Source organism: Mycobacterium rhizamassiliense (genome assembly GCF_900157375.1).
Taxonomy (GTDB): domain Bacteria; phylum Actinomycetota; class Actinomycetes; order Mycobacteriales; family Mycobacteriaceae; genus Mycobacterium; species Mycobacterium rhizamassiliense.
This window is the reverse complement of record NZ_LT721901.1, coordinates 5,898,966-5,921,205: the sequence shown is the minus strand read 5'-3', so window position 1 is coordinate 5,921,205 and position 22,240 is coordinate 5,898,966. Positions and strand designations below refer to the sequence as shown.

24 protein-coding genes are annotated in these 22,240 nt (G+C 68.7%); 6 read left to right on the top strand and 18 right to left on the bottom strand.

What is annotated here, in order from left to right:
* Positions 1–914 precede the first annotated feature (914 nt).
* The 3 genes from MRAB57_RS27905 to MRAB57_RS27895 are packed head-to-tail and all read right to left on the bottom strand — an operon-like array spanning position 915 to position 2,776.
* Complete coding sequence (locus MRAB57_RS27905) at positions 915–1,424, bottom strand: barstar family protein (RefSeq protein WP_077090215.1); 510 nt, start codon at positions 1,422–1,424, stop codon at positions 915–917.
* A gap of 2 nt (positions 1,425–1,426) precedes the next feature.
* Positions 1,427–2,473 (bottom strand): ribonuclease domain-containing protein, encoded by a 1,047-nt coding sequence (locus MRAB57_RS29690; protein WP_077090214.1) that lies wholly within the window; start codon positions 2,471–2,473, stop codon positions 1,427–1,429.
* Positions 2,474–2,476: 3 nt separating this feature from the next.
* Positions 2,477–2,776, bottom strand: a complete 300-nt coding sequence (locus MRAB57_RS27895; RefSeq protein WP_077090213.1) for a hypothetical protein — start codon at positions 2,774–2,776, stop codon at positions 2,477–2,479.
* A 120-nt stretch (positions 2,777–2,896) separates the two neighbouring features.
* Between MRAB57_RS27895 and MRAB57_RS27890 the strand changes: the two genes are divergently transcribed.
* The 3 genes from MRAB57_RS27890 to MRAB57_RS27880 all read left to right on the top strand — a co-directional run bounded on the left by MRAB57_RS27890 (position 2,897) and on the right by MRAB57_RS27880 (position 5,794).
* Positions 2,897–3,859 (top strand): class I SAM-dependent methyltransferase, encoded by a 963-nt coding sequence (locus tag MRAB57_RS27890; protein WP_077090212.1) that lies wholly within the window; start codon positions 2,897–2,899, stop codon positions 3,857–3,859.
* The gene (locus MRAB57_RS27885) at positions 3,817–5,040 is read left to right on the top strand and encodes a THUMP-like domain-containing protein (RefSeq protein ID WP_077090924.1); all 1,224 of its coding nucleotides are present in this window, start codon (positions 3,817–3,819) and stop codon (positions 5,038–5,040) included. Before MRAB57_RS27890 ends, MRAB57_RS27885 begins: the two co-directional genes overlap by 43 nt.
* A 70-nt stretch (positions 5,041–5,110) precedes the next feature.
* The gene (locus tag MRAB57_RS27880; RefSeq protein ID WP_077090211.1) at positions 5,111–5,794 is read left to right on the top strand and encodes an esterase; all 684 of its coding nucleotides are present in this window, start codon (positions 5,111–5,113) and stop codon (positions 5,792–5,794) included.
* 10 nt (positions 5,795–5,804) lie between these two features.
* Here MRAB57_RS27880 and MRAB57_RS27875 read toward each other — a convergent pair whose 3' ends face one another.
* Positions 5,805–7,079 carry an outer membrane protein assembly factor BamB family protein gene (locus MRAB57_RS27875; protein WP_216823767.1) on the bottom strand — a complete coding sequence of 425 codons (1,275 nt, stop codon included), beginning with the start codon at positions 7,077–7,079 and terminating at the stop codon, positions 5,805–5,807.
* Positions 7,080–7,220: 141 nt separating this feature from the next.
* Between MRAB57_RS27875 and MRAB57_RS27870 the strand changes: the two genes are divergently transcribed.
* Positions 7,221–7,958, top strand: coding sequence for an acyltransferase (locus MRAB57_RS27870; RefSeq protein WP_077090209.1), 738 nt, complete (start codon positions 7,221–7,223; stop codon positions 7,956–7,958).
* Positions 7,959–8,035: 77 nt separating this feature from the next.
* A complete protein-coding gene (locus MRAB57_RS27865) occupies positions 8,036–8,320 on the top strand; it encodes a hypothetical protein (protein WP_245836029.1) in 285 nt (94 codons plus the stop codon).
* Between the two features lie 6 nt (positions 8,321–8,326).
* On the opposite strand, the gene MRAB57_RS27860 is transcribed toward MRAB57_RS27865, so the two are convergent.
* From MRAB57_RS27860 to MRAB57_RS27845, 4 genes are all read right to left on the bottom strand, one after another.
* Positions 8,327–9,088 (bottom strand): DUF4333 domain-containing protein, encoded by a 762-nt coding sequence (locus MRAB57_RS27860; protein ID WP_077090207.1) that lies wholly within the window; start codon positions 9,086–9,088, stop codon positions 8,327–8,329.
* An 82-nt stretch (positions 9,089–9,170) separates the two neighbouring features.
* The gene (locus MRAB57_RS27855; protein WP_077090206.1) at positions 9,171–10,499 is read right to left on the bottom strand and encodes a cryptochrome/photolyase family protein; all 1,329 of its coding nucleotides are present in this window, start codon (positions 10,497–10,499) and stop codon (positions 9,171–9,173) included.
* Positions 10,499–10,987 (bottom strand): TspO/MBR family protein, encoded by a 489-nt coding sequence (locus MRAB57_RS27850; protein WP_077090205.1) that lies wholly within the window; start codon positions 10,985–10,987, stop codon positions 10,499–10,501. The genes MRAB57_RS27855 and MRAB57_RS27850 overlap by 1 nt, the downstream gene beginning before the upstream one ends.
* Positions 10,984–13,104, bottom strand: a complete 2,121-nt coding sequence (locus MRAB57_RS27845) for an MMPL family transporter (protein WP_077090204.1) — start codon at positions 13,102–13,104, stop codon at positions 10,984–10,986. The genes MRAB57_RS27850 and MRAB57_RS27845 overlap by 4 nt, the downstream gene beginning before the upstream one ends.
* A 63-nt stretch (positions 13,105–13,167) precedes the next feature.
* On the opposite strand from MRAB57_RS27845, the gene MRAB57_RS27840 reads away from it, so the two are divergent.
* Positions 13,168–13,677 (top strand): MarR family winged helix-turn-helix transcriptional regulator, encoded by a 510-nt coding sequence (locus MRAB57_RS27840; protein WP_077090203.1) that lies wholly within the window; start codon positions 13,168–13,170, stop codon positions 13,675–13,677.
* Positions 13,678–13,758: 81 nt separating this feature from the next.
* Here the strand turns inward: MRAB57_RS27840 and MRAB57_RS27835 are convergent, their stop codons facing one another.
* The 10 genes from MRAB57_RS27835 to MRAB57_RS27790 form a co-directional block, all read right to left on the bottom strand.
* Positions 13,759–14,331: a MarR family winged helix-turn-helix transcriptional regulator gene (locus MRAB57_RS27835; protein ID WP_077090202.1), complete on the bottom strand. Its 573-nt coding sequence runs from the start codon at positions 14,329–14,331 to the stop codon at positions 13,759–13,761.
* A 151-nt stretch (positions 14,332–14,482) separates the two neighbouring features.
* Positions 14,483–14,701 (bottom strand): hypervirulence associated TUDOR domain-containing protein, encoded by a 219-nt coding sequence (locus MRAB57_RS27830; protein WP_077090201.1) that lies wholly within the window; start codon positions 14,699–14,701, stop codon positions 14,483–14,485.
* Complete coding sequence (locus MRAB57_RS27825; protein ID WP_077090200.1) at positions 14,698–15,720, bottom strand: DUF5914 domain-containing protein; 1,023 nt, start codon at positions 15,718–15,720, stop codon at positions 14,698–14,700. The genes MRAB57_RS27830 and MRAB57_RS27825 overlap by 4 nt, the downstream gene beginning before the upstream one ends.
* Entirely contained in the window at positions 15,717–17,240 is a 1,524-nt protein-coding gene (locus tag MRAB57_RS27820; protein ID WP_077090199.1) for a hydroxysqualene dehydroxylase, read from the bottom strand. Before MRAB57_RS27820 ends, MRAB57_RS27825 begins: the two co-directional genes overlap by 4 nt.
* Positions 17,237–17,962, bottom strand: a complete 726-nt coding sequence (locus tag MRAB57_RS27815) for a class I SAM-dependent methyltransferase (RefSeq protein WP_077090198.1) — start codon at positions 17,960–17,962, stop codon at positions 17,237–17,239. The genes MRAB57_RS27820 and MRAB57_RS27815 overlap by 4 nt, the downstream gene beginning before the upstream one ends.
* On the bottom strand, positions 17,949–18,260 hold the full coding sequence (locus MRAB57_RS27810) for a lycopene cyclase domain-containing protein (RefSeq protein WP_077090197.1): 312 nt from the start codon (positions 18,258–18,260) through the stop codon (positions 17,949–17,951). The genes MRAB57_RS27815 and MRAB57_RS27810 overlap by 14 nt, the downstream gene beginning before the upstream one ends.
* Positions 18,257–18,580, bottom strand: a complete 324-nt coding sequence (locus MRAB57_RS27805) for a lycopene cyclase domain-containing protein (RefSeq protein ID WP_077090196.1) — start codon at positions 18,578–18,580, stop codon at positions 18,257–18,259. Before MRAB57_RS27805 ends, MRAB57_RS27810 begins: the two co-directional genes overlap by 4 nt.
* Positions 18,577–19,527 carry a phytoene/squalene synthase family protein gene (locus MRAB57_RS27800; RefSeq protein WP_077090195.1) on the bottom strand — a complete coding sequence of 317 codons (951 nt, stop codon included), beginning with the start codon at positions 19,525–19,527 and terminating at the stop codon, positions 18,577–18,579. The genes MRAB57_RS27805 and MRAB57_RS27800 overlap by 4 nt, the downstream gene beginning before the upstream one ends.
* A complete protein-coding gene (gene crtI, locus MRAB57_RS27795) occupies positions 19,524–21,056 on the bottom strand; it encodes a phytoene desaturase family protein (protein WP_077090194.1) in 1,533 nt (510 codons plus the stop codon). Before crtI ends, MRAB57_RS27800 begins: the two co-directional genes overlap by 4 nt.
* Positions 21,053–22,159 carry a polyprenyl synthetase family protein gene (locus MRAB57_RS27790; RefSeq protein ID WP_425436830.1) on the bottom strand — a complete coding sequence of 369 codons (1,107 nt, stop codon included), beginning with the start codon at positions 22,157–22,159 and terminating at the stop codon, positions 21,053–21,055. The genes crtI and MRAB57_RS27790 overlap by 4 nt, the downstream gene beginning before the upstream one ends.
* Positions 22,160–22,240 lie beyond the last annotated feature (81 nt).

Below are 22,240 nucleotides of genomic sequence, written 5' to 3'. Positions count from 1 at the left end.
CGGTGTTCGAGGGCGGCGCGCGCGGCCGTTAGGGTCCCGGCATTCTTGACGTCTTGGCGACTTCAGTCCCAGTACATCGACGACGACAAGAAAAGCCCCCAAAGGAATGACGCCCAATAGCGATCTCCCTTCCACAAAAACTCGTACGCTTCGTGTGCTGGAAGGATGTCGTCGAACAGTGGCCTCTTCTCACGTCGACGGGTAGGACCGAAAAGCTCATCAAATGCTGGAATGTCGACGCTCCAAGGGCCAGTTGAACCGGAGATTCGACATCGATCGGTGTGCGCTGGGTGTGCGAGTAACGTGCTGACTCGAGTAACCCGTGTTCGTCAGCACGGGCGGTGAAGCAAAACCCGGGCCACAACACACTGTCGTAATCAGCGACGTGGCGCCATCTTCAGGAATTCCCAAGAGCGCCTTCATGTCTCGAAATCGCGACGCCTCTTCGGTCAGCGCAGCGGCTGTTCGTTCGTGAATACGCACCGCATCGTCCAAAGAGGCCCCTATCCTGCTCAGTCGGGCATCCAACAAGCCCCGGGTATCGGCTAAAGACAGCCGTGGCTTCATTGTCATCAGGAGATAGACCTCGAAGTCGGTTACCGCGGTTACATTCATCGCCCACTCCATTACTTCGGCAGGAACTGGAAGAGGTCGCCCCGAAATACAGAAATCGTTCCATCCGGGGCTACCATGATGGCTTCCCCGACACTCGGGATGACAGGGCCGTTGACAATCCAAGCAGTTTGGCCCCCCGCCGCTTTCGCCGCGGCGTCTGCTGCCTCCGCAGCCTGTTGCTGACCCCCGATGTGCAGTTGATTGAGCCTATCGACCAATGTTCCCAGTCTTGAGCCTTCGGGCACATTCGCCATGACGTCTCTACCGATCTGCGCGGCTTGATCGGACACACTCGGTGCTCAGGCGTCCACGTCTGAGACTTGGACGCCGACGGATAGCCAGCGTTCACCGACCTCGTGGAGCTTGTCAGCAGGAGCAGAAAGCAACAATGCGAAGGCCGCTGGCGGTGTGAGCTCGTCGCGATAGTAGTCCCGGTAGAACGACATCTTGTTGGCGAACCAAGAGAAAACTTCGGGCTCGTCGATTAGCAGGAGATGGGAATTAGTGACCTCGGTTAGATATCCGCGCGCAGGCGGCTTCTCAAGGGCTTTATCAGTCATGTTGTCGAGATCCCGCATGAAATCATCGAAGGCCGCGTAATTGCCGCCGAACCAGGGCGGAAACTCCCAGACCTTTGCGAAGGCATCGAAGAGGGCGTCCAGCGTTTTTGCGTCCCCACCATCAACGGTACGAAATTCGACTCCGGCCGGAGGCAACACCGGCGACGGCGTCTCATGACGTATAGCAACGCAGGATGGGCCATCGGTCGCGTGCAGTAAGAATTTGTCGAGCGTCACTGTGTGTGCCATCGCTATCGCATCCTGTGGAATGTTCCGTAATGATCATTGGTATACCAAGCCGATCCGTCACTACCAGTAATGATGCGTTGCTCATCGCGCCCCTGGCCCGGCACCTTGGGATTGACGTCCCACTCCTGGTACGTAATTGGTTTGCCCGATGAGTCAGTGGCCGGCAGAAGCGGTGGTCGGCCCGGGGGCGGCGTGTTCGCAAATGCGCTTCCGCCCTTGGTGCCTGGGGCGTTGGCAGCGCCTGGCCATTTTCCCGCATCGATCTGCTGCAGCACATCCCGAGCGTTTTTGGGTATTACCGGCCCTCCGCCGCCGCCTAGGCCTGGCCCCGGTGGGCCCTTTTCGCCAAAGTTACCGGCGCCGCCCCCGCCGCCTTGGACGGTTCCAGTTTTCGGATCGAACTGTGTTTTCCCTGGCGAGACTGGCTCGAAGGGGCCATGCGCGGGTTGATCGGTGTAGGGGTCCCGCTCGTGGTCCAGCTTGAAACCGGCACCGAGCGCCCGAGCCACGGGTGACGCCGGGGCTTCGGGGCAAGTGACGCTCTGCAGGGGCGCGGTAGCAGCGGTGATGTTGGTGGCGATTGCCGCGTCGTGGGCGACCAGCTGCGCGGCCCGTTCTTGGATGCCCGCGGCGTAAACCTGCGCCTGCGCCTGGGCTGCCAAACCGGCTCGCGTCGGCATTACCGAAAGATCTTCGCCTACAACATATCCGGCGCTGGTGGCTTCCTCGACCGCATCCAGCACACTGCGCTTGGCGGAATCGAGAGTTTCAGCTCCTCTGCGCGCTATCGCGGCGGATTCGTGGAGGGCATCGGCGAGCCCCCGGACCTTGACCAGATCGGCCAAGGCTCTCTCTTGTGCCGCCTCGGCGGCGAGACCCTCCCACACGCTGCCGCCCGGCGACACGGTCGCCCGATGAATCGACGTGAAGGAGGACTCCCAATGCTCGGCAGTGGCTTTCCAGCCCGTCGCTGCGTTTTCTAGGTGAGCGACATCCCAGGCTTCGATCTCCGAGAGGGACGGCGCTCCGGCACCACCAACCGCCGCCACTGGCTACACCTGGGGTATCGAGTTACCGACAGCGGCGGCTTGCTGCGCGCCGGCGGCGTCCGTCGTTGCAAATTGGGCGCCCGTCAAGGCGGATTTGACTGTGCTTGTCTGCGCTCGCTCGGCCAAGGCGGTAATGACTTCCTCGACGGCGGCATGCGCAGCACCTACGGCTCCGGACGTCGCCTGGATTGGTAGGCCTACGCTGGGCACCGGCGCCGCAGCCACCATACCCGCCGACACCGTCTCGCAATGGGCTGCCAGTGCTTGCAGCCCGGCGTCGCTGACCCCAAGAACGTCGGCCACGTCGTCGATTTTAGGTCGCCGCTGCCGATTAGCACTTCACCCAGACAAACGGCACCACCACCTCAGCACCATCGCTGGGGGCAAGCACCCCTGATTCGCCGTGCGATTAGGCTGCCCTGCATGACCGACGTAACTCCGGCCGGCCATGTCACGGCCGATCAGGTCGAGGCCGCCCGGCACGACACCAAGCTCGCCCAGGTGCTCTACCACGACTGGGAGGCCGAGACCTACGACGAGAAGTGGTCGATCTCCTACGACCAGCGCTGCGTGGACTACGCCCGCGGCCGGTTCGACGCGATCGTGCCCGACCAGGTCCTCGCCGAGCTTCCGTACGACCGCGCCCTCGAATTAGGCTGCGGCACAGGGTTTTTCCTGCTCAACCTGATCCAGTCCGGCGTCGCGCGGCGCGGGTCGGTCACCGACCTGTCGCCGGGCATGGTCAAGGTCGCCACCCGCAACGGGCAGTCGCTGGGACTGGACATCGACGGCCGCGTCGCCGACGCCGAGGGCATTCCCTACGACGACGACACCTTTGACCTGGTCGTGGGCCACGCGGTGCTGCACCATATCCCCGACGTCGAGCTGTCGCTGCGCGAGGTGATCCGGGTGCTCAAGCCGGGCGGCCGGTTCGTCTTCGCCGGCGAGCCGACCAACACCGGCGAGGTCTACGCCCGGTCGTTGTCCACGCTGACCTGGCGAATCGCCACCAACGTCACCAAGTTGCCCGGCCTGGGCGGCTGGCGACGCCCGCAGGTCGAGCTCGACGAGTCCTCCCGCGTCGCGGCGCTGGAGGCGATCGTCGACCTGCACACCTTCGCGCCCGAGGACCTGGAGCGGATGGCCACCAGCGCCGGGGCCGTCGACGTCGAAACCGCCAGCGAGGAGTTCACGGCGGCGATGTTCGGCTGGCCGGTCCGCACGTTCGAGGCGTCGGTGCCGCCCGGGCGGCTGGGCTGGGGTTGGGCGAAGTTCGCGTTCAACGGCTGGAAGACGTTGAGCTGGGTCGATGCCAACGTCTGGCGGCACCTGGCCCCGAAGGGCTGGTTCTACAACGTGATGGTCACCGGGGTCAAACCCTCCTGAGTGGCGGTCTGCGCTTCACCACCGACGACGTCAGCTATCTGCGCTCGGAAGCCGGTGGCGCCGCGCTGGCGGCAGTCGCCGAATTCGCGCTGACCGACGCGACCCGCATCGCCGACACCACCGAGGCGCGGGCCCGATTCGGCGACCGGGCACCGGTCCTGATGGAAACCATGCTGCTGCGCCGGCGCGCGGTCGACAAGCTGGGCGAATTCGAGGCGTCGGGCTGGCTGTTCACCGACGAGGCGCTGCAGCAGGCGACCGCGGCGCCCGTCGCCGTGCACCGGGCCGCCCGCCTGGCCGCGACCGGCCGGGTGGTGCACGACGCGACGTGTTCGATCGGCACCGAACTGGCCGCGCTGCGCCGGGCGCGGGTCGACGCGCTCGGCAGCGACATCGACCCGGTGCGTTTAGCGATGGCGGCGCACAACGTCGGCGGCGGTCTTTGCCGCGCCGACGCGCTGCGCCCGATCACCCGCGACGCGGTCATCGTCGTCGACCCGGCGCGCCGCAGCGGCGGGCGACGCCGATTCTCACCCGACGACTACCAGCCGGGCCTGGGTCACCTCATCGACACCTACCGGGACCGCGACTTCGTCGTAAAGTGTGCTCCCGGAATAGATTTCGAGCAGTTAGCACGAATGGGGTTCGACGGCGAGATCGGGGTGACGTCGTACCGCGGCTCGGTGCGCGAGGCGTGCCTCTGGTCGGCCGGGCTGGCCGAGCCGGGCGTGCGCCGCCGCGCGAGCGTGCTCGATCGCGACGAGCACCTCACCGACAACGAGCCCGACGACTGTGGTGTGCGCCCGGCCGGGCGGTGGATCGTCGACCCCGACGGCGCCGTGGTCCGCGCCGGGTTGGTGCGCCACTACGGCGCCCGGCACGGGCTGTGGCAGCTCGACCCCGACATTGCCTACCTGTCCGGCGACGAGCTGCCCGCGAACGTCCGCGGCTTCGAGGTGCTCGAGCGGCTGGACTTCGACGAGCGCCGGCTGCGCCAGGCGCTCGCGGCGCTGGACTGCGGGGCGCTCGAGATTCTGGTCCGCGGCCTGCAGGTGGACCCCGACGCGCTGCGGCGGCGGCTCCGGGTGCGCGGCACCAGGGCGCTGTCGGTAGTGATCACCCGCCTCGGCGCCGGGCCGGCCGCCCGCGCCACGGCCTACGTCTGCCAGGCCTCGCGATAGCCCCCGGGTATTCTGACCGCGGTCACTTCGGGGGCCTCGCCTTTTTCACTCGACGAGGACAATTCACGTTATGCGTTATCTGTTTGCGGCCGCGGTGCTGTTCACCGCGGTCCTGCTGGGTGGGCCCGCGGCCGCCGAACCGCCGTCGTGTGCCAGCCTGGGCGGCTCCGTCGACCCCGGGCAGCTGTGTCACGTGCAGGCCACCGGTCCGATGTACACGCTCAAGATGACGTTTCCGGCCGACTATCCCGACGAACAGCCGCTGATCGACTACATCACGCAGAACCGCGACGGGTTCATCGCCGTGGCGCAGTCCTCGGGGTCGCGCGACCAGCCGTATCAGATGGAAGCCACCAGCGATCAGCGCTTCGCCGGTCAGCCGCCGCACAACACCCGCAGCGTGGTGCTCAAGTTCTTTCAGGACGTGGGCGGCTCGCGCACGTCCACCTGGTACAAGGCGTTCAACTACAACCTCGGCAGCAAGCAGCCCATCACCATTGACAACCTGTTCGGCCCCGGCGGCGCGCCGCTGGACGTCATCTTCCCGCTCGTCCAGCGCGACCTGGAACGGCAAAATGCCGTGGCCGCAGCGATATTGCCGTCCACGGGCCTCGACTCGACGCACTACCAGAACTTCGCGATCACCGACGACCAGCTGATCTTCTACTTCGCGCCGGGGGAGATGCTGCCGGCGTTCGCCGGCCTCAGCCAGGCCCAGGTTCCGCGCAACGCCATCCCGCCGCTGGCCATCTGACGCCCCGCGCTCAGGGCGCGAAGCTGTACACCTGACCGTCGCTGGTCGCGGTCACCACCCGGCGGTCGGCGCCGACCGAGACGCCGACGGGATAGCCGGTGGCCGCCGGAAGCGGATAGCTGTTCAGCGTGTGGCCGTTGCCCGGATCGAAGACCAGCAGCGACATGCCCGGGTGGTCGCCGCTGGGCGGCCCGCTGGCGACGGTGTAGCCGACGCCGGAGCCGGCCAGGCTCGACGATGCCAGCGGACTGACGTCGTCGCGGCGCCAGACCTGATCGGCGTGACTGCCCGCGTCCTTGAACGCCACCAGGCGCGCGTCGGGGCCCCCGCCGGACACGATCAGCCCCTGCGGAGTGACCGCAGGTGGCGTCTGGGCCAGAAAGCCGAGCGGCACTGACCATTTCGGCTTCCCATCGGCGGCGGCCAGGGCCCACAGTCGTTGATCGCGGCCGTTGACGTAGACCGTCGTGCCGTCTGCCGACAGCACCGGGCTGGCGATCACACCGGCGCTCACGGCGTCGCTGGTCCACTCCCGGGTGATCAGGGGCGTCTGGCCGGCGTGGTACTTCAGCCCGACCAGCCCCGCCGCCGCGGCGCCCGGCTGCCAGACGCCGAGCACCACCGTCGAGCTGGCCGTGGAGTACGCTGGGGCGGCCGCGACCGGGCAGGCTTGGCGGGCCGGCGCGCAGTCGGCCAGCCCGCGCGTCGCGTCGGTCGGGTCGACGCCGTCGACCAGATCCAGCGGACTGCCGACCACCTCGCCGCGGTGCGCGTCGAACACCAGCACCTGCCCCAGGTGCGTGCTGACCAGCAGCTGCCCGCCGCCGAGAAACCGCGGGGTGGACGGCATTCCGATCACCGGCTGCCGCCAGCGCGTCCACTGCGTCACCGGGAGCGACAGGAAAGCCCCGGGTTGGCCGACGTACAGGTTGTCGAAGCCGTCGAACAACGGACTGGCGAAACCGCCGCCCTGGAACAGCCGCACGCACCAGCGCTGGCGGCCGTTGTTGTCGTTCTCCCACTCCATCAGCGAACAGCCGGCGGGTGTTTGGGCGTTGACGGCGAGGTAGCTGCGGTCGCTCAGCGCCGGGGCGGCCCCCAGACTGCCCTTGACGGAGCGCGTCCATCGCAGCGACAGCTTGGTGGCGCCGCCCGTCGCGGTGTAGCTGCTGTTGGCAGCGTCGGCGTACTGCGCGGGCCAGCCCGGCGACGGCGCCGCGTCGACCCACGAGTCGGTGTTGCCGCAACCGGCGAGGCCGCCGGCGAGCACAGCCGCGAATACCACAGACGACCAACGCCTGACGTGTTGTCCGGCAAGCACCTCGAAGTCCAAATCCTTCCGCGACGCGGGCAGCGATCGAGTACAGGTGAGGGTAACCCGTGGCGGTTCGCGTGCCGGTGATTGCCCGCGTTAGGCTCTTGCGCCATGACGTCCATGTGGGGTGCGCCGGTCCATCGCCGCTGGCGGGGCCACCGGCTGCGGGACCCACGCCAGGCCAAGTTCTTGACGCTGGCGTCGCTGAAGTGGGTGCTGCGCAACCGCGCCTACACACCGTGGTACCTGGTGCGCTATTGGCGGCTGCTGAAGTTCAAGCTGGCTAACCCGCACATCATCACGCGCGGAATGGTGTTCATCGGCAAGGGCGTCGAGATCCACGCGACGCCCGAGTTGGCGCAGCTGGAAATTGGTCGCTGGGTCCACATCGGGGACAAGAACACGATTCGCGCGCACGAGGGCTCGCTGCGGTTCGGCGACAAGGTGGTGCTGGGTCGCGACAACGTGATCAACTGCTACCTCGACATCGAGCTCGGCGATTCGGTGCTGATGGCCGACTGGTGCTACGTCTGCGATTTCGACCACCGGATGGACGACATCACGCTGCCCATCAAAGATCAGGGCATCATCAAGTCCCCGATCAGGATTGGCCCGGACACCTGGGTCGGGGTCAAGGTGACGGTGTTGCGCGGCACGTCGATCGGGCGGGGCTGCGTGCTCGGTTCGCACGCGGTGGTGCGCGGGGTCGTCCCCGATTTCTCGATCGCGGTCGGGGCACCGGCCAAGGTGGTCAAGAACCGGCAATTGTCCTGGGAGAGTTCGGCAGCCCAGCGCGCCGAGCTGGCCGCCGCACTGGCCGACATCGAACGTAAGAAGGCGGCCCGCTGACCGCACCGCAGTTCGTCCCCGCGGGTGGCGCGCCTTCGCACCCCCGGTGGGACCGGCCGCTGTCGATCGTCCTGCTGGTGGTCGCCGTCGTCGGCTGGGTCGCGGCCGCCGGCGTCGAATTCATGTTCCTGGCCTTCACCGATTACTGTCCGCCCGACCGATGCAGCGCGGACCGGGCCGCCACGGCGGTGATGCTGTCGGTGTCGGCGGCGGCCGTGTGTGCGCTCGTCGGTGCCGTGTGCACGATCGCCTGCCTGGTTCGGCGCCGCCTGGCGTGGCCGTTCGCGACCGCCACGTTGGTCCTGTCGGTCGGCGCGGAATTGTTCGGCGTCGTGGGTTACTTTGCGGCCGTTGGCTATTGAGCCCGGCTACGACGGCTGGTTGTCGAGCAGGATGTTGAAGCTGACGTCACCGGCGTCGACGTCGGTGACCGTGACGTTGGCGCCGTAGTTCTTGCCGCCCGAGCTGACCTGGCAGCGAAGCGTGGCGCCCTCGACACCCTTCAGGTTGTCGGGGCAGGTCACCGAATCGGGGGTGACTCCGAGTAGGGGCGTGACCTTATTGCTGATGATGCTGGCCACCTGTGCCTTGTCGACCGTCTCCACCATGTCGTATTTGACGTTGGTGCCGCTGACGCTCGTCACGGTGACGTTGACGTTGTAGGTCTGGCTCTTGGCGTTCATCGTGCAGTTCAGTTGCGCCCCAACCTTTGCCAGCAGGTTGTCCGGGCAGGTCACCGAATCCGGCTTGTTGCCGGCGCCGTCGGTGAGCTTGGCGGTGATGTCGCTGGCGATCTGGGTCTTGTCGATCTTTTGCACCATGTCGAACCTGACGTCGCTGCCGTTGACACTGGTCACGGTGACGTTGACGTCGTAGTTCTTGCCGTTGGACTTCATCGTGCAGTCCAGTTGCGCCCCCACTTTGGCGGGCAGGTCGTTCGGGCAGGACACCGATTCGGGCTTGAGGCCCGCGGGGTCGGTCATCTTCGCGCTGATCTGGCTTGCGACATCGCCTTTGGGGACGCCATGCGACGACGACGATCCCACCGAGCACGAACACGCCGAAGCGGCGGCGATCAGCCCCGCGGCGGCGCCCGCACCAAGCAATGTCCGAAAGACCGACCCAGCCATAGCGCCTCCCGTGCGTTTAATCAACTGTGAATCGGCTGATAATTACATGCCAAACAGCTTCGAGTAAACGGTTGGCCGAAAATTAGAGGCTTTGGTAGCGGCGCAGGGCCTCGGCGCGCTCGGCGCCGTGGTCGACGATCGGCGCCGGATATCCCTTGGGCCTCTCGGCTTTGCGCAGGTGCGCGTCGGTGGCGTCGCGCAGCTCAGGCACCCAGCGGCGGATGTAGTCGCCCGACGGGTCGAACTTCTCGCCCTGCGTGCTCGGGTTGAACACGCGGAAATACGGCGCCGCGTCGGTGCCGGATCCGGCGCACCACTGCCACCCGTGCTGGTTGTTGGCCATGTCGCCGTCGACGAGCTGATCGAGGAACCAGCCCGCGCCCCACTGCCAGGGCAGGTGCAGGTCCTTGACCAGAAACGACGCCACGATCATCCGCACCCGGTTGTGCATGAAGCCGCTCTCGCGCAGCTGCCGCATGCCGGCGTCGACGATGGGGAACCCGGTCTTGCCGTCCTTCCAGGATTCGAAGCGGCGCTTGGCCTCGGCCCCGGTATCGGTCGCGATGCCGTCGAATTGGCTGTTCCAGTTGTGCCAGGCGCTGGTCGGCCACTGGCGCAGCACGTCGGCGTAGAAGTCGCGAAATGCCAGTTCCCGCAGATAGGTCTGCGCCCCCTTGGTGCGCAGGTTGAGGTCGGCGACCAGGGTCCGCGGATGGATGGTGCCGAACTTCAGGTGCGCCGACATCCTGCTGGTGCCCGGCAGGTCCGGCCGGTTGCGGTCGTCGTGATAGTGCTGTAATGCCTTGTCGGTGAACGACTTCCATTGTCCGAGCGCAGCCGCCTCGCCGGCCTCGATGTCGAGCGTGACGCCGGGGTCGGGGATCTTGCACGGCTTTTGACGCAGCTGCGCGGGGTCGATCCAGCGCGCAGCATCGGCGCCCGACCGTGCCGGCTTGCGCCAGCCGACCTCGCGCCAGGTGCGCAGAAACGGGGTGAAGACCCGGTAGGGATCGCCGTTGGGTTTGGTGACTCGGCCAGGGGACACCAGGTATGGCGAGCCCGTCGCCACCAGCGGCACCGAGCCCAGCGCGGTGCGGACCCGCTCGTCGCGGCGCCGGCCGAACGGCGCGAAGTCGTCCGTGACGTGCACGGCCGATGCGTCGATCTCCGTGGCGATCAACGGGATCCGCTCTTCGGGTCGGCCGCGGACCACCAGCAGCCTGCCGCCCAGGTCGTCGCGCAGCTGCCGCAGCGAGTCGCCCAGGAATTGCAGTCGCCGGGCTCCCGACGATTTCTCCAGCCGCGGGTCGAGCACGAAGCAGGCCAACACGTCGGTGTCCTCGGCCGCGGCCGCCAGCGCCGGGTGGTCACCCAACCGCAGGTCGCGCCGAAACCACAACACCGCGGGCATTATTCGATACCGCGGTTGAGCCGCCAGATGTGGGTGGACAACGCGGTCGCGAAGGCGCACCACGCCGGATAGGGTGCCAGCGCCGCGCCGGCCCGCGGGTCGGCCTGGGCCGCGCGGCGCGCCAGGTCGGCGCTGCTGGCCGCCAGCACGGCCGCGCCCAGAGCGGACGCGCCGAGCTTGTGGTAGCGGAAGAACAGCCAGCTCCACCCCGCGTTGAGCACCAGGTTGGCGCCCAGCGCCGCGGCGTAGCGACGCGCCTTTTCGGGTTGTCCCGCAGCGCGATACGCGTCGATGGTCACCGCCGACGTGGCGGCGATGTCGGCGTACAGGGCGGTCCAGACGACGGGGAAGACGGCGCCGGGCGGCTGATACGCCGGCTTGCGCACCCGCGTGTACCAGCCGGCGACCCGGCCCGGGCTGGCGATGCTTCCGGTGCCCGCCGCCGCGGCGACGGCAAGGGTGGTTGCGGCGAGTGTTGTCGTCTTCATCGTGTGCTCCGCTCGTGTTGGGCCGAATCGCGCTCGCTTTCGGCATGTTTGGGTGTGGCGGGGTTGGCGGGGTTGGCCGGCCACCAGATGCGATCGCCGATGAGCTCGAACAGCGCGGGGATGACCAGCGTGCGCACCACGAAGGTGTCGAGCAGGATGCCCAGGCCGACGATGATGCCCAGCTGGGCCATCACGATCAGGGGCAGCACCCCCAGCACGCAGAACACCGCGGCCAAAACGATTCCCGCGCTGGTGATCACGCCGCCGGTGGCCGAGACCGCGCCAATCATGCCCTCGCGGGTGCCGTGCTTGGCCGCCTCTTCCCTGGCCCGGGTGACCAAAAAGATGGTGTAGTCGACGCCGAGGGCGGCCAGGAACAGGAAGGCGAACAGCGGGGTGCTGTTGTCCAACGCGGGGAAGCCAAAGACATGCAGGCTGGCCCAGCCGCCCAGCCCGAGTGCGGCCAGCGCGCCGAGAATCGTTGCGGCCAGCAGGGCGGGCGGTGCGAGCGCCGAGCGCAGCAGCACATACAGCACGGCCAGGATCACCGCCAGGATCGCCGGCACCAGCAGGTGGCGGTCGTGGGCGGCGGCGTCGCGGACATCGAGCGCCTGCGCGTCGGGCCCACCCACGAGAGCCCCGGCGTCGCTTACCGAATGCCGCAGCGCGACAACGGTGTTGAACGCCTTATCCGACGACGGGGCGCCGTCGATGACCACCGACCACTTCGTCAAACCGGATACCGAGCGACCGGACTCGTTCGCCGACACCACACCGGGCGTCCCGTCGATCGCCTGCTGCACCTGCGGCGCGCGGTCGGTCGGTGCGACGACCACGGCAGGATTCACCAGGCCGGCTGGAAAGTGCGCGGCCACAACGTCATAGCCGGCGACCGCGTCCGCCCGCACCCGGAACTGCTCGGTCTGCGACAGGCCGATGCGGGTGCTCAGCAGGCCCGCGCCAAGGATCGCCAGCACAGCGATCGCGACCGCGGCGACTACCGCGGGACGACGGGCCACCCACGCGGCGACGCGGTGCCAGGCGCCGGGCGCGGGGGCTGTGTTCTCCGGCCGGGGGATCAGCGGCCAGAACAGCCGTCTGCCACACAGCGCCAGCAGTGGCGGCAACACCACCAACACCGAGACCGCCGCGACGACCAGCCCGCAGGCGGCCAGCGCGCCCAGGCTGCGGGTGCTCGGCGTCGAGGCGAACAGCAGGGTGAGCAACGCCAGCACCACGGTGGCGTTGCTGGCGAGGATGGCCGGACCGGCCATGCGCACGGCGCTTCGCAGGGCTTCGCGATGATCGCCGGTGCGCCGAAGCTCTTGGCGGTAGCGGGAAATCAGCAGCAGGGCGTAGTTGGTGCCCGCCCCGAACACCAGCACGCTGGTGATCCCGGAGGTGGCGCCGTCGAAACTCAACCCGGTCACCGACGCCACCGCGGTGCCCACAGCCGCGGCGACGCGATCGGCGAATCCGACCACCAGCAGCGGCGCCAACCAGAGCACCGGCGAGCGATACGTCGCGACGAGCAGCAGCGCCACTACCGATGCCGTGACGGCCAGCAGGGTGATGTTGGCGTGGGTGAACGCGTCGGCGATGTCGGCGCCAAAGGCCGGGCCGCCGGTGACATGCACCGTCAATCCCGCGGGCAGGCCCGCCGCAGCGGCGTTGCGCAGCACGGTGACCCCGTCGCGCAGCACCATGCCGGACAGGTCGGCACGGATGGGTACCACCGCGACCGCGGCCCGGCCGTCTGCCGACACCAGGGGCGGTTGCTGATCGGCGGCCCCGAACGGCGCGACGACGGCCCGCATCCGGTCGCGGGCGGCCCCGGCCGCGACCACGTCGGAGGTGCTGAGCGCGGCGCCGTCAGCGCGGCTGACCACCGCGATCAGCGGCACGCGATCGCCGTTGGGGAACTGACGGCTCAGGGTCTCCACGGTTGCCGATTCGGAGGTGGTGGGCACCGACAGCGGCGCCTGGCCCGCCGACGCGTTTCCACCGATCAACACCATGAAGCCGATACCCAGCAGAACCGTCATCAATCCCAGTTGCCAGGAACGTCGGCCCGTGACGGCGGCCGCCAGCCTCTCCCAGGACACGAAGTCAAGCATTTCAGTCACTTAACCATTAATCAAGTTAACAAAACATGGTCGGGGCGGTATGGTGGAATTCTGATGAACCCGGTTCGGGGGGCCGCCGAACGCGAGCGGCTCGAGGCGCTGGTCGCGGCCGACGCACGTGCGCTGGCCGCCGAGTCCGAAGAGCTGGGCCGCGTGTTCGCGGCGGCGCATCAGCTGCGGCCCAGCGACTTTCGTGCGCTGCTGCACATTTTGGTGGCCGAGGGCGCGAGCGCTCCGCTGACATCGGGGGAGTTGCGCCACAAGATGGGGCTGTCCGCGGCGGCCATCACCTATCTCGTCGAGCGGATGATCAACTCCGGTCACATCAGGCGCGAGTCTGACCCCGCCGACCGCAGAAAGGTGATACTGCGTTACGCGGATCGGGATTTCGACGTGGCTCGTGCCTTTTTTGCCCCTCTGGCCGCCCATACCCAGATTGCGATGGCCGACCTGGCGGACACCGAATTGACCGCCGCGCACCGGGTGCTCACCGCCTTCATCGACGGCATGCGCGAATTTCACCACGAGGTGCGAGTCTCCGGCGCCGACGTGGGTACCACCTAACGCATGAACGGGATGGATTGTCGATGCGCGCTTCGACGTTGACCGCCACCATCGCGGCGGTCGCCGCGGCCTCCGCGGCGTTTACCGGACAACGGGTTTGGAGTTCTGCCGACGCGACGCTGCGGCGCCAGGCCGGACGCGGGCTGATCTCTTGATGGGCTCGTGGGTGAGCTCATCCTCGAAAGTCGTCATCGCGTCGATCATCGCCGTGAACACGCGGTGCGCGGCGGCGAGGTCTTTGTCGCTGAGGTCCGTCATGGCGGCGCTCATTTGAGCGCCTAGGGGCCTGAAGAAGGAGTGAGCCATCGTCATGCCGCTCTCCTCGTAGCGCAGCAGCCACTTTCGCCGGTCGGCCGGGTCGGGCTCGCGGCGGATGTGGCCGGCCTCGATCATCCGGTCGACGAGGTAGGTGATCGCCGCCGACGACACGTTCATGCGCTGGCGCAGCTGGGCCAGCGTCAGCGGCGCGCCGGCGGTCTCGCTGACCATGATGTGCAGCAGGGCGTGGAAGTCGCCGCTGCTCACCTCGTTTACCCGCGCAAAGTGCCGGCCCACGCGGTCGGATCGTGCGGTGATCGCCCGGATATCGGCCGACAACTGCTTTTCCAGCTCGGCCCGGTTGGGGGGTGCGTCGTTAGCGCGGCGCTTGCTCACCTACCCGCATCCTTCATCAGGTACACCAGCGTATCCGCGCGCTTGTCGGAGGGTTGAAGACACCCGGTCGCGGATCAGGAGCGAACTTACCCGAGACCGCGCGAATCATCTCGGATAATGGCAGCTACGTCCGGTTCGGCGGGCATGAGCGTCAGCCTCTGTGACTTCGCAGCGCGCTCGGCTTGTGCACGGCGTCGGCGCCCGTCTTGTCGCTGCGCACCTGGTACTGCGGTTCGTCCTTGGACGCCCGCACGGTGCGCCCCGCCGCCTCGGTGTCCGAGGTGATTTCGCGTTCTACGGTTCCCGTGACGGTGGTCCCGTGGCTTTGCCATTCGACGTTGTCGCCCTTGCGGAACTTTTTGTCGGTCAACCGTCTTCGCCCCTTCCTCTCGGTACCTCGCCGGTGCGGACCTGGTACCGCCGCTCGGCGTAGGCCAAGTCGTCGCGCCACAGCCGGGTCGCCGCGATGCGCATCATCGGCGTGATCAGTGGGGCGGCGCGACGCGCGGCTTTGAATCCCGGGCGGGGCGATGACGCGATGGTCGCCTCGATCACGGCGACGCGCGGCCGGCCGTCCGGGCCGAGCCCGATTGGTGTGGCGTGTGTTTCGACCACACTCCCGGTGCCCTCGCCCTCGATGATGCGCATGACGACGGTGCGCGCCTCCGGCGTGGTGAATTCGGCGATCACCGGCACGCCGAAGCGGCCCATCCGGAAGGTCACCGAGACCACGAAGCGGTCGTCGTCCTCCGTCGGGGTGGTCAGCACGTCGAGCCGGGTGAACGAGTACGGGTGAAACCATGCGCCGTGCCATGGGTCGAGCCGGTTGGCGATGACGTCGGCTGGTTCGCAGCTGCCGTCCACCCGCGAGACCGCCGCCAGCGTTTCGTCCCCGGGGCGCGCCGCAAGCACCGGCTCATCGGTCGGCATTTCGCCGCCCGCGGCGTCCAGACGCACCCACGCCAGGACGCCGTCGTCGTGACAGGGGAACGGCTTCCAGCGCATGTCACACGTTTGGCCGTCGAACGCGAGCCCGTGCCATCGGCAGTACAAGACGCCGCCGTCCACGACCCCGGTGCCGAGGTCGGCGCCCAGGTGTGGGCACCGGGCGGGCCCGACGCGCAGGCGGTCGTCTTTGTCGCGCCAGGCCACCAGCTCCGCGCCGGCGATGCGGGTGCCGAAGGCGCGACCCGCGCGCACCTCGCGGCTGGCGGCGAAGACATACCAGTTTCCGGTCGGCCGTCGCCGCGCCCGATCCAGGGCGGCGTCGATGATGCCGGGCTGGGCGTCTCGGTAGGTCGGGCGCTGTTGCGCCCACGGGATTCGCGGGAACACCCCGATCGGGACGTCCTTCGGCCAGCGCGCGCGCAGCCGGTCACGGATGCTCATAACCGTTGCCGCCCTTGGTGCTCGGCCAGCGACCGCAGCAGCGCGGAGCGCCCGCGCACCGGAACGGTGCACAGCTCGTGGCCGGCAATTCCCCACGACGCGAGTAGGTGGTTGGCGGCGCAGAGGCCGGTGGTGGCGGCGCGCTCCATCAGCGCCACCGGCAGGTCGACGCGGATACCGTCGCCGGCCAGCACCAGCCCGGGCTGCGGCGTGGCCACGGTCGGGCGGCGCGAATGGGTGCCGGGCGCGAACAGCGGGCAGTCGCCGCGGCGCAGCACCCGCTGGTGGACTACCTCCGCCGCGGTGGTTTCGGGGTAGAGCCGGTGCAGCTGCTCGATCGCGGCTTGCGCGGGATAGTCGGAACTCGTTGCATAGGAATGCAATTCGATGACCGATCCGCCCTGCCGGCGCGCCCACTCCTGCGCGTCCAGTTCGTAGCGTTCGAGCACGCTGATGTTGTCGAGTGGCGGGTGCCCCGCGGTGCCGAGAAACGCGGCCCGGTCGGGGTCGACGGGACGATCCAGCCACAGCCGGTGCACCACGAATGGTGGCGCGCTGCGCAATTGACCGATGCGCGAGCGCCACTGTTCGTCGCCCAGGTCGGGCGAGGCGGCCACCACCCGCTGCAGGCCACCGCCGTCCACGGCCAACACCACGGCGTCCGCGTCGAAATGCTCGCCCGAATCGACGTGGACGCGAAACGCCGTCGTGGCTTCCGCATCGATGCGCCGCACCTGTGTGCCGAGGTGCACCCGAACACCCCGGTCGCTCAGGTAGTCGCGCAGCGGATCCCACAGCGCCACATCGAAGTTCGCGTTGGCCACGTCGAAGATCAGCCCCTCGCTGGAGCCGAGGAAATAGATGTGGAACATCGTCGCCAGCTCGGCCGCCGACAGCTGCGCCGGCTCGGCGAAGAAACTTCGCGAGAACACCTCGAACGCGAGGTGACGGGCCGACTCGGGAAAATTGATGCTCTTGAGGAAGGTTTCGGCATCGATGTGGTCGAGCCGGCGGTAGATGTCGGGCACCGACACGGCCGCCAGCGGCGCGGCAGCCCGCGCGTGGATGCGAGCCAGGTCGCGGAGCCGAAACGTCGGGCTGCGCAACGCGAACGCCAGCGCGTTGAACGGTGGCGTGCGGGGCAATCCGCGGAAGGTGTCGCGCCGGCCCGCACCGTCGATCAACGGATAGTCCTCGACGGGCGTGAGCATCCGCAGCGCCGGGTCGACCCGCCGCAGCAGGTTGCGCAGGTTGTAGTACTGGCGAAAGAACGCGTGGAAGCCGCGATTCATCGCCAGCCGGGTGCCGTCGCGGGATTCGGACCAGCCGCCCACCCGACCGCCCAGGTAGTCCTCGCGCTCGACAAGGTCGACGGCGACACCGCGTTCGGCGAGCCCGGTCGCGGCGGTCAGGCCGGCGATGCCGCCGCCGACGACCACGACGCGTGGGCGCGCGGACAGCTCGGCGGCGTCCGGCAATCCGGTTGGGGCCGGCTGAATGTGGCGGCGGCAGTCGGTCATCGCGGCGCCTCCCCCAGGAACAGGTGGACGACGTTGCGTTCCCAGCCGGGCACGGTATCGATGCGCACCGCGGTGAATCCGGCGTCGCGAATGCGGCTCCGGAATGCGGCCGCCCCGTCGAACGTCAGCACGCTGCGCCACAGATGCCGATACAGCGTCGTGTCCCGGGTGCCCCACCAGCCGGCCGGGATGATGATGCCCCAGCACACCGCGTGCCAAACCAGCGTCGCCGCAACCGAATCGCGCACCGAGTACTCGTGCACCGCGAGCGTGCCGCCGGGCCGCAGCAGGTCGCGAAAGACCCGCAGCTGGCGGTCGGGGTCCGCGACGTTGCGCAGCAGGTACGCGGACAGGATGGCGTCGAACGGTCCGGTGATGCCGTGTTCGTTCAGGTCTTCGACGCGAGTGTGCACGAATCGGACCGACGACGGCCACGACTTCGCGTGTGCCGCATCGAGCATGCCGCGCGAGGCGTCGACGGCGACGATCTCGGCCTCGGGGGCTACGGCCAGCAGCGCGGCCGTCGACGCCCCCGTGCCGCAGCCCGCGTCGAGCAGCCGCAGCCCCCGCCCCCGCCCGGGCAGCGCCATCCGGCGCGCCGACAGCGCGAGATTCGCGTGATACCGCGGGTTGGCGCCGACCAGCCGGTCGTAGGCCATCGCGCCGGCGTCGAAGGCGCCCGGCACATCGGCGCGGGGCAGGCCCGCCTTATCGACTCGCACGTTGACGCTCCCACAGCAGCAGCACGGCGGTCACCAGCGCGAAGCCGAACAAGAAGTCCTCGATGGGGATGTCGAACGGAAACCGTACGCCGCTGGTGTGCCGTTGGTTGTAGATGACGACCGGGGCGCTGCGCTTGGTCAGCCAGCCGTCGACCGGGATCTGGAAACCGATCACGATCACCATCGACAGCCAGTAGGCCGGCCGCCGGAACAGCCCGGTATGCAGCAGCGCGAATTCGAGTGCGAACACCGCCAATACGGCCACGACGGCCGGAAGGGTGTAGCCGAGCCCGGTCATCGCCGCCTGCTCCGCTCGAGGATGGCGGTCACCGCGTTGTAGGTCAGCAAGGCGCACAGCGGGATCACCACGAAGAAGAGCACCTCCTCGAGCGGCACCGCGAAGGGCAGGTGGATGCCGGTGATGTAGGCGCGGTTGTACGTCCACACGCCCGCCGCGATCGCCACAGCGTCCCAGATCAAGAACGCCAGCGCGACGGGTGCCACCGCGCCAATCACCCGCCGGGGCTGGCGGTAGACGCCGGGACCGAAGGCCTCCAGCGGCGCGGTGATCGCCAGGCACAAGCCAAGCACGATGAGGTACTGCCACCGCTCGCTCACGCCGCACCGGCCCGTCGCTGCTCGAATCCCCTTCGCGCCCACCAGGATCGCAGCAGCGCGCCGCTGGCGACCTGCAGTCGACGCGTGGTACCGACGGTGGCGCGCTGCGTGAACACCGCGAAATCGCAGTCCTCGATGCGGTCCAGGATCTCGGAGTACAGCGTCAGCGCCGTGGCCACACAGGGCCGCGATCGCGGCGCCAGCAGGGCGATCCCGTCGGCGGCGAATCGGTAGATGTCCCGGGTCATCGCGTGCTGGGCCGCGAGCGCGTCGCGCACCCGGGGGTCGGTGCGGCGGTGCAGGTGACACCAGGTCATCAGGTGCCGGTCGACTCCGTGGGCCGCGAGTTCGTCGGCCGGCAGGTAGATCCTGTTGCGGGTCAGGTCCTCGTCGATGTCGCGCAGGAAGTTGGTGAGCTGAAACGCACGGCCCAGCGCCGCGGCATACGGGGCGGCCTCGTCGGCGCCGCCGACCGTGCCCAGGATCGGAAGCATCTGCAGCCCAATGACTTCCGCTGAGCCGCGCATGTACCGGTTGAGCGCGGCGCGATCCGGATAGTCGGTGACCGTCAAATCCATGCGCATGGAGTCCAGGAAGTCGACGAACAGATTCGTCTCGATCGCATAGCGGTGCGCGGTGTCGTGCACCGCGGTAAGCACGGGCTCGTCGCGGTCGTCGCCGCCGGTGAAGAACCGGTCGGACAGCCGCTGCAGCCGCTCGGCCCGCGCGGCGACGTCGAGGGACGGATCGAGCTCGTCGAGGATGTCGTCGGCGTGCCGGGCGAAGCCGTATAGCGCGTGTACCGCCGGGCGCTGGTCCGGGGCGAGCAGCCGGGTGGCCAGGAAGTAGGTGCGGCCGTGTTCGGCCGCGATCTGCCGGCACCGCCGATACGCCGCGCGCAGGCCCAGATCGGCGATGCCCGCGGCGTCCAATTCGGTGCGGATCATCGCGATCGGGCTTTCAGGTCGAGGGTTGCGGTCGCGGCCGACCGGTCGACGGCGCCGGCGATGCGGTCGGCGGCCAGGCGGCCCGAGATCAGTGTGGTGGGCACGCCCACCCCCGGCAACGTCGAAGACCCGGCCAGCACCGCGTTGTCGATGCCACGCACGGTGTTGGCCGGCCGGAACGGTCCGGTCTGGGCGAAGGTGTGCGCCAGCGCGAACGGCGTACCCGCCGCCATGCCCTGGCGGGCCCAGTCGGCGGGGGTGTCGACGTGCAGCAGCCGGGCGTCGTCGCGCAGGCCGGGCAGCAGCCGTTCCTGCACGACGTCGATCAGGGATTGCGCGTACACGTCGCCGATGCGCGGCCAGTCGATGTCGCGGCGGCTCAGGTTGGGGGCCGGTGCCAGCACGTAGAGCAGCTCGCGCCCGGCGGGTGCCAGGCTCGGGTCGCCCGCCGTCGGGCGGGTCACCAGCAGCGACGGGTCGGCCATCAGCTTGCCGTCGCGGATGATGTCGGTGAATGTCCGATCCCACTCGTCGCCGAAAAGGATGGTGTGGTGCGCGCTTTGCGGTCCCACGGGCCCCGCGCCGACGTGCAGCACCACCGCCGAGGGGGCCGCGCGCAGCGGCAGGGCCCGCCGCGGCCGCCGGCCCAGCAGCTGGTAGGTCTGCGGGAGTTCGGTCGTCAGAACCACTGCGTCGCACGCGATGCGTTCGTCTTGGTCGGTCCGCACCGCGGTGATCCGTTCGCCGCTGCGCTCCAGCCCGGTGACCGCCGAGGAGTAGCGGAATCGCACCCCCGCGTCGGTGGCGGCCGCGGCCAGCGCGTCGGGAAGCGCGCGCACGCCGCCGCGGGGAAAGAACACGCCCGACACGGTGTCCATGTAGGCGATCACCGCGTAGACCGCGAGCGCCTGCTGCGGCGCCACTCCCGCATACAGCGACTGGAAGGTGAAGACCCGCCGCAACCGTGGGTCGGTGATGTGGCGCTTGATCATCGTGTCCCAGCGGCGGAACCCGCCGAGGGCCGTCAGCCTGGCCAGCCGTCCATTGAGCAGCGACACCGGCGAGTCGAAGTTCGCATCGATGAATCCGTCGAACTCGGTGCGGTACAGCCTGTGCAGCCAGTCGCGCAGCCGCCGGTAGCCGTCCTCCTGGTGCGGGCCCGCGAATTCGCGCACCGCGGCGGCCATCCGGTCGGCGTCGCTGTGCACGTCGATGGTGCTGCCGTCGGAGAACTTCGCCCGGTAGGCGGGGTCCACCGGCAGCAATTCCATTCGCTGCGAATAGGTTTCGCCGACGGCAGCGAACGCCTCGTCGATGATGTCGGGCATCGTCAGCACCGTCGGCCCGGTGTCCATCCGGTACCCGTCGATGTCGAGGCGGCCGGCCCGTCCGCCCGGCCACGGGTTGCGGTCCACCACGGTGACCTCCCGGCCGCGGCCGGCCAGCTGCAGCGCGGCCGAAAGGCCGGCGAATCCGGCGCCGACCACGACGACGCGATCGGTGCGACCCGGCACGGTGCGGATGCTCATGCCGCCCGCTGGGTGCACAGGCCGGCCATGTCGATCAGCGCGGCGGTCAGGGGATGGGCGAACATGCCGCGATCCAAGGCTTTTCGCGCCTGCTCGACGCGGTCGGCGATGAGGTCCTCGATCAGCTGCACCGCTCCGGTGGTGACGATCAGCGATCGCCAGTGCTCGAGAGCGGCATCGTCAAGCGTCTCGCAGGTCATCAGCTGCTGCAGTTGCCGCCGGGTGGAGGTATCGGCCAGCTGATGCGCGGCCACCACGACGCTGGTGGCCTTGCACTCGACCAGGTCCCCGCTGTTCGGCTTGCCGGTTTGCTCGGGGGAGCCGAAGATGCCCAGAATGTCGTCGCGCAGCTGGAAGGCCTCGCCGATCGCCGAACCGTAACCGCCAAGGGCGATCAGGACCTCCTCGGTGCAGCCCGCCATCGCGGCACCGATCTCCAGCGGCCGGCGCACCGTGTAATTGCCCGACTTGAGCCGGGCCACCTGCAGGACCGATTCCAGCGTGGGCAGGTCGCGCACATCGATTGCCAGATCGGCAAATTGGCCGACCGCGAGCTCGGTGCGCATGGCGTCGTAGCGCGGCCAGACGCGCGCCAGGTGCGAATCTGCCAGGCCGCTGTCGCGCAGCATCTGCTCGGCCCAGATCAAGCACAGATCGCCGAGCAGGGTGGCCGCCGATTCGCCGAAGCGGCGCGACGACCCGGACAGACCGCGCCGGTGATGCCAGTCGGCAAACTGCAGATGGGCTGCTGGGCGGCCGCGCCGCGATGCGGAATCGTCCATCACGTCGTCCTGCAGCAGCGCGAACGAGTGCAGCAGCTCCAGGCTGGCGGCCGCGGACAGGGCGGCGTCGCTGCCCGGTGCGCCGCACAGCCACCCCAGGTACATGAACGTCGAGCGCAGGCATTTGCCGCCGTCGACGAACTCGCTCAGGATGTTGCCGGCCACGTCGACGCCGCAGGCGCCCAGTTCGTCGGCGCACCGCGCGGTGACGAAGGCGACGACGCGGGACAGGACCTGTTCACGCAGAGCCGTTTTCCAGGTGTCGAATTGGCCGGCGGTGGGTGCCGCCGCTGGGCTGTCGACAACTTCGGCGAGGCGCAGACCTGGGAATGCACGCAGAGCTCCCACCGAGGCCCCCCTGGCAAGGTCGGTCAGCCGCTGGCTTGAACGGCTCGGATTCAC